We start from the raw sequence: 6,836 nt of genomic DNA, 5'->3' as shown, positions 1-6,836 counted from the left end.
GGGGGTTGGGGGTGGGGTTTACAAAACTTAATATCCGCCTTCTTCCTCGTATTCCACCTGTCTTTCCTTCACCTTCTTAGGAATATTCACAGGTTTGGGAGCATCATCCCAAGCATCACCTTCTACATCATCATAATCATCATATTCATCAGCGTAGGTTTTGCTATAGGGTTGAGGTGCTGGTTTTTTAGGTGCTGGTGCTTGATATCTATCGCTACTCGTTGCTTCACTCCAGTTATCTTCTTCTTCCTCTTCGTAGCGTATGGATTCATAAGCGCGGGCTTCCATTACCCGACGCTGTGGTATTTCTTCTTCTATATAATCTTCGGTCCATTCTTCCTCTTCCTGTGCTACAGGTTCAGGAGTGCGAACTTTGGGTTTAGGGGGTTCTAAAGGTACACCACTAGGTAACTGGTTTGCTGGAGAAACTGCGCGGGGTGCAGAATAACCATATTCTTCTTCTGCATCTCTTTCCCAAGGCGCTCTACCAATACCCAACCGTTCTAAAACACCGACTGTTAACTGGTTTACCCGTTCTTCTGCACCTTCAAATACAATCAGTCTACTCGGTCCGGTGCTGACAACTTCATCTATGGATATTTCATAGGTACTCAAAAACTGGTCAGGTATTTGGGGTACTCCCAAGGAAGCGATGACAATAGAGTAAATTTTACCACTTTCGCCATTGAATTTAAAGCCCCTAACTCTGCCTAATACTTCCCCTGTTTCAGTGATCACTTCCCAGTTCATCAAGTTACTGAGAGCTTCCACATCAACATCTTCGATCACATCTTCATTATCAACCAAGATCACATCACCGATTTGGTTGATACTGCTAAGATACATTTGGCGAGGCAGTCCAGAGATAGAGATCAGGCTGTCTCGCAACCCAAGCGCCACAACCTCTCTTTGATCAATGTCTACCCAAAGTTGACTCACTATACCCAGCCTTTTGCCATTATCGCGGGTAATTACTTGGGTGTTTAATATATCGGAACGTCTAATTATTTGTTCGGAGGTCATTCTATAGGTCGTCCTGTTATCTTAGCGTGCCGTAGGCAATCTCGAATCCGGTTTGTATATAAACTATTTTTAACAGAAAATCAAGGTAGTTGGTGATTGGTAATGGGTAATTGGTCATGGGTAATTGGTCAGAATATCATTATTGTACTCTTGCCTTTTGCCTTTTGCCTCTTGCCTTTTGCTGATCACCTCTAGCTTGAGTTACGCCAATTGTGCGTTCGGCTGATTTTATCATCGGAAGGTGCAAACTGACAACGATAAACTGCGCTTGTTGTGCTTGTTGTTTTATCATTCTAGCTAATCATTCCACATTTGCCCCATCTCAAAACATATAGGAATCGGAAACCGTGTCCTCCTGTGGTCACGTCTATGTTAAGCTAAGGGGTTATAATAAGTTTAAATGCTCAAATTGCGAACATAATCCATAATCAGCGACGCTAACGCAGGGAGCTAATCAATCATGTATCAAATAGATCCTCCATTATCTCCTCAAGAAGCATTGCCTACAATGTATGATTTACCTAGTGAAAATCAGGAGGAACGGGGATTGCCGGATGAATTTCACTTATTACAACCTGAATTATTACGCCTTACGTTTCGCCCACCTACCTATAGTGAAGATAATATATTTACAGGTAGTGATTTAAACTTATATTATGATTCCCGCCATCCCCAATGGTATAAGCGCCCAGATTGGTTTGCAGTGTTGGGGGTATCTCGATTTTATCAAGAAACAGAACTCAGATTAAGTTACGTTACTTGGCAGGAGGGAGTAAATCCTTTTGTTGCTATAGAATTGATATCACCAGGTACAGAAGCAGAGGATTTAGGCAGAAGTTTAAGGGAAGTTAATCAACCTCCTAATAAATGGTCAGTTTATGAACAAATCCTGAGAATCCCCTATTATTTTGTTTATAACCGTTATACAGATGAGTTTAATTGTTTTGGGTTGGTAATGAGTCGTTATCAACCTTTGTCAATAAATGGACTGGGGGTATGGTTAGAAGAGGCAGAATTGGGTTTAGGCTTATGGCATGGAGAATATCAAGGATTAACTAGATCGTGGCTACGTTGGTATGATCGAGATCATAACTGGTTGCCTACACCAGTAGAACAAGAAAAACAGCGTGCAGAACAGGAAAAACAACGTGCAGATTTAGCCGAAGCAGAATTAGCTAAATTAAGACAGTTACTAGCAGAAAAAGGAGTTAATTTGTAGTATTTCCTGTCAACCAAACATCAGTGTTTAATCTCTTCTAATATTATTTAAGCTTTTATAACATTGCATCTACTTGCTCATCAGTTGGTGCAGGTTTGTCTGTTTTTAATAAGCCCCGCATTCGTTGAATTGCACCAGAGCGATCAACATTGAAAGTTGGCTGATTTTGCAATGACTCAATTATGGCACTGACTCACGCAAGGCGATCGCTTGATGGTAGTTTAAATATCTGCTCTTTAAGTTCTTGTAACAACATAGATAGCTCCTATGATTGAATACTTGTCTAATATATGTTGTCTATTCAGTATATTATAAGCGATCGCACTTTAGTCAATCTAACCTACTAGCGACAAGCACAAGAGGAACAGCACTAGGCTATGATTCATCTGGTAAATATCCAATTCTTGATCTTAGAGTATTAAATAAGCGATCGCAATAAGGGGAAGATTGACGAACTATATCGGCATTAAGACGTTTTAAAATTTCTAAAGCATGGTGAGGTGGACGACGAGTTTTTTTATCATATTTACCATGTTTAGAATGACGAGTTGCTGACTCTAACCATACTAATAAAGTTTTAGGAGAAACCTGTTCTATATTTTGGTAATTTCTCATTCCTCTTGTGATTTTTTCTTCTTTAAATCCTTCACCATAAAATGCTTTTAAAGCATTAATGTCAGCAACAAACCAAGATTCCATTGCTTGAACCATAAAATGACATTGATCATCATCATAATCCAGGTTATCACCTCTAATCCAGGATTGATCCTCTTTTCTATTTCTCAAATGTTCCCAAGAATTTTGATGAGGAGATATTGGAGATTCGGAGTCAATTAATAAAATATTGAAAGATTCAGGATGAGATTCTAAAGATAATTTAAAATTTTCATAAGCATCTGCACGAGAACCACACATGACTATCCTAAACTGTATTTTTTGTTCTTTAGCAATATCAACTAATTCTTGAAAAAATTGACTAAATCCTTCACGGAGACTACTTGTAGTTTCCTTACCTGCAATAATTTTACTTCTAAAACCTGGACGTTGCATTGGTAAAAGTTCATCATCATCATTTGCATTTCCAGCACCCTCAATATAAATACGAATACTTACCATCTATTTCCACCAAGTTCCCCTATTCTCCAAAGATCACCAAGAGTATATTTTTCCAACCATTTTTTTAATCTTTCTGGGTTAAGTCTCCTCAAATGAGTTCCTGTATTATCTCTTTCACAAACTACTACAGATTCAGGATATTCACTCAATGCAGAAACCAAAGCATCAGAATGAGTTGTGACAATTAATTGGGTTCTTTGTGATGCTTCTATTAACATTTCCGCAATGGTTGGTAAAATATCTGGATGTAAACCTATTTCTGGTTCTTCAATACAAATTAGTGGTGGTGGAGTAGGATCTAAAAGTAACGCCATTAAAAACAAATATCGCAATGTTCCATCAGATAAACGAGTTGCAGGAATTGGTTGAATTAACCCTTTTTCCCGAATAAATATTTGCACAGTACCGCCATATAATCTTGCATCTAATTCTTCCGCTTCTTCATAAAATTTAGTCAGCCATTCATTAAGTTTTCTACTCCCTAGTTGATATTTTAAATCATTTAAAACTAAACCTAAATTACTCCCATCTTCTAATAAAGGATGTTGAGGTAAATCAACTTTTTGAGCATTTCTTGGTTCTGAAGAACGCCCCATTTGCCAGTTACGATATAAACCTATTTTAGAAAATTCTGTACTCACATAAGAAAGTTCAGGATATAAATCAGGATCTTTTCTTTGAGATAAAACTGACTGATCTAAAATTAAATCTTCTCTGCGGATATTTCTTTCAAATCTCTTACTATCTTCCGTGAGTTTATTGATATTTAAAACTGGACGACCATTTTGATAACGATAATAAAAATAGACATCTTCCTGTCCTTCATAAGCTTGTTCATTTTCCAGAAATTCATCTACTAATTCTAATCTTTGTCCTACTTCTGTTATGCTTAATTTGTAATGTAGATTGTTTCTGTATCTTTCTGGATAATTTAATATAACGTCTATATTAGCTATAGAATTACTTCCCTCACCTTTCCATAAAAATTCATTAATACCTCCACCTTGACGAAATGGTGCTGGTAAATCTGTGGGTGTTGCTTTTAAAATACTAATAGCTTCTATTAAATTAGATTTCCCTGCACTGTTCCTTCCAATTAATACATTTAGCGGTTGTAATTCAATTTCTTCTCCATCACTTCCATAGGAGAGAAAGTTTTGTAATTTGATTTTATGAATAAATCTTTTACCTTCCATTTTCTTCTCCTAATCTTAAATAAAACTATATTATTGCTAATATTTTGGGTAAGGAATAAACAATTATTTATCTTTTGCGATAGCGTAATCGCTGACTTGTCAGTTCGCTTGATGGTAGTTGAAATATCTGCTCTTTAAGTTCTTGTAACAACATAGATAGCTCCTATGGTTGAATGGTTGTCTAATATATGTTGTCTATTCAGTAGACATCTCCGGTAATTAAATGTGCGGTTTCCAGAACCCTTGTAGAGACGTTGCATGCAACGTCTCTACATTCATTTTCGGAGAGGTCTAGTATATTATAAGCGATCTCGCTTTATACGTTTAATTTGAGCGATCGCCGATTATACTTAACCCCAACAGGCGATCGCACTTGGTCAATCCAATCTACCGGCTAAGAGGTAATGTAGGCTAACATAAAGCTCACCTTCGGCGTTTTTTCAAATTCTCACACTGCTTTCGCTAGTGGCATGAATATTTCAACGGCTTCAAACGGTACAGATATTTTGTCTTCTTCTGTCCGTTCAATTAATCCCAGTTCTTCCAGGCGATTTACGTCTGTGTATACGTTTGAATAGTTTCTTTCGGCTGTTTTTGCCAGCGCGTAAATACTGCATGGCTCTATTTTGCTTAAAGTATCAAGCAAATCAAGTCGAGCAGGCGTTAGCTCGCTAAAAAGTGATTTTGCAGATTCAAATGAAAGTCTAAAATTTACTGGCTTTCCAATTTCGGAGTCTTTAATTTGTTGACGAGCGGCTCGGATTGCAGAACCACCCTTGGCTACTTCAATAATTGCTTTCATGATTCACTCCATGTTTCAATGTCTTTTTCAAAATCGTCAAGCAATTTATCAATGCTTGTGAAGTTGTAATCGCTTTCGTGTGAGTTTATATGTTTATGATCTCCTTTTCCGCGTTCGTTGTCATATCTAATTCTACATTTTCCATTCTGCCCGTAAAATAATCTGTATTTGTATTTATGTGTACTTGGTGGTGTTGGTTCTGGTAATTCCCATATAACAACCTCGACGATTGATCCGTCGTCATGAACTTCTTTTGCTTTGGCGATTAGAGTGGCCTTCATATATTGCATTGTAGCAATATATTTAACTTCTGTCGAGTAGCAATATTATGATCCGAACGGCACAGTTGAGCGATCGCACTTTATCAATCCAACCTACGAGCGATCGCATTTTATCAATCCAAACTACAAGCGATCGCACTTCATCAATCTAACCTACGAGCGATCGCTTGACATTCAAGACAGTAGCTACAAACTTTTGGGGACTCATTGGTGATTCAACAGTGTTAGTATAAATCATTTCCAAAAGTTAACAAACTTGATATAATGGACATAAAGACTATTTAGTGAGGTAATAATTATGTTATCAACTGATATGAAACAAGAATCAATAATTAAGAGAATTGAGAATGTTGTTGCTATTTTAATGGAAGAACGTCCTTTATTTAAAGAGGATCTAAATTATACGAAAATGGTTCAAGATTTAGTAAAAGTATTTAAAGAAAACTTTTCTTTGGAAGAATTTAGTCAGATATCAGAAGAAAGTCTTAAAAAGCGTTGTAGTGGTATCATGGCTCTACACCTTTTGGCTAAAATAGGAGAGGATTTTACTCCTGAACAAAGGGCAATTTTTGATGATGCGGTTAAAAGAAAATAGAAAATTTATGAATTATTTATTAGATACTAATATTGTTTCTTTAGCACTGAAACAAAATTCCCAAGTTATTCACAAGATTACAATTAGTGAGTCTAAGGAAGAAAAGATTTTTATTAGTTGTATTACCTATTTTGAAATTAGGCGAGGTTTTTTAGCGGTTGATGCGCCAAAACAAAGAGCAAGATTTGAGGAATTTTGTCAAGAATATCCGATTATTTTCTTAGATGACTTGGCAATTTTAGAAAAATCTGCCCAAATTCATGCTAATTTGAGATTAAGGGGTGTACCAATTCAAACTGAAGATGTTTTAATCGCTGCTACTGCTATTCTTAAAGATTTAATTGTGGTTTCTAATGATAGTGATTTGTCCAGAGTTGAGGGTTTAAAATTAGAGAATTGGGTAGAATTATGATGATTAAATTATTTTTTGGCTGATGTATTTAAAACTGTAGGTTGGGTTAAGCTGTTATTGGGTTTTTCGCATTTGGTCAGGGTGTAAGTGGCAACCAATAAGCGATCGCCCCCAACTTAAAACCAAAATATCACAACATTGTCCAATTTAATGCTTTTTTATACAGCGATCGCCTCACAATTATATATCTTA

The 6,836-nt window shown here is 36.6% G+C and carries 8 protein-coding genes and 1 pseudogene; 3 read left to right on the top strand and 6 right to left on the bottom strand.

What is annotated here, in order from left to right:
- Window positions 1–27: 27 nt before the first annotated feature.
- Together IQ237_RS17950 and IQ237_RS17945 are read right to left on the bottom strand one after the other, a co-directional pair.
- Entirely contained in the window at window positions 28–1,023 is a 996-nt protein-coding gene (locus IQ237_RS17950) for a PRC-barrel domain-containing protein (RefSeq protein WP_194057566.1), read from the bottom strand.
- A 139-nt stretch (window positions 1,024–1,162) separates the two neighbouring features.
- Window positions 1,163–1,345 (bottom strand): annotated as a pseudogene (locus IQ237_RS17945) (hypothetical protein); the annotation flags it as partial.
- Window positions 1,346–1,483: 138 nt separating this feature from the next.
- Here IQ237_RS17945 and IQ237_RS17940 point away from each other — a divergent pair.
- Window positions 1,484–2,242: a Uma2 family endonuclease gene (locus IQ237_RS17940; protein ID WP_194057564.1), complete on the top strand. Its 759-nt coding sequence runs from the start codon at window positions 1,484–1,486 to the stop codon at window positions 2,240–2,242.
- 375 nt (window positions 2,243–2,617) lie between these two features.
- Here the strand turns inward: IQ237_RS17940 and IQ237_RS17930 are convergent, their stop codons facing one another.
- From IQ237_RS17930 to IQ237_RS17915, 4 genes are all read right to left on the bottom strand, one after another.
- Window positions 2,618–3,358 (bottom strand): DUF4276 family protein, encoded by a 741-nt coding sequence (locus IQ237_RS17930; RefSeq protein ID WP_228020437.1) that lies wholly within the window; start codon window positions 3,356–3,358, stop codon window positions 2,618–2,620.
- Window positions 3,352–4,554, bottom strand: coding sequence for an AAA family ATPase (locus tag IQ237_RS17925; RefSeq protein WP_194057562.1), 1,203 nt, complete (start codon window positions 4,552–4,554; stop codon window positions 3,352–3,354). Before IQ237_RS17925 ends, IQ237_RS17930 begins: the two co-directional genes overlap by 7 nt.
- 448 nt (window positions 4,555–5,002) lie before the next feature.
- Complete coding sequence (locus IQ237_RS17920; protein ID WP_194057560.1) at window positions 5,003–5,356, bottom strand: MarR family transcriptional regulator; 354 nt, start codon at window positions 5,354–5,356, stop codon at window positions 5,003–5,005.
- Window positions 5,353–5,637, bottom strand: a complete 285-nt coding sequence (locus tag IQ237_RS17915) for a DUF6516 family protein (RefSeq protein WP_228020435.1) — start codon at window positions 5,635–5,637, stop codon at window positions 5,353–5,355. Before IQ237_RS17915 ends, IQ237_RS17920 begins: the two co-directional genes overlap by 4 nt.
- Window positions 5,638–5,935: 298 nt before the next feature.
- On the opposite strand from IQ237_RS17915, the gene IQ237_RS17910 reads away from it, so the two are divergent.
- The gene (locus tag IQ237_RS17910; protein ID WP_194057549.1) at window positions 5,936–6,232 is read left to right on the top strand and encodes a hypothetical protein; all 297 of its coding nucleotides are present in this window, start codon (window positions 5,936–5,938) and stop codon (window positions 6,230–6,232) included.
- A gap of 7 nt (window positions 6,233–6,239) precedes the next feature.
- Complete coding sequence (locus IQ237_RS17905) at window positions 6,240–6,644, top strand: type II toxin-antitoxin system VapC family toxin (protein WP_194057547.1); 405 nt, start codon at window positions 6,240–6,242, stop codon at window positions 6,642–6,644.
- The last annotated feature ends 192 nt before the right edge of the window (window positions 6,645–6,836 follow it).

Source organism: Sphaerospermopsis sp. LEGE 08334 (assembly GCF_015207205.1).
Classification (GTDB): Bacteria; Cyanobacteriota; Cyanobacteriia; order Cyanobacteriales; family Nostocaceae; genus Sphaerospermopsis.
This window is presented reverse-complemented; position numbering and strand designations above follow the sequence as displayed.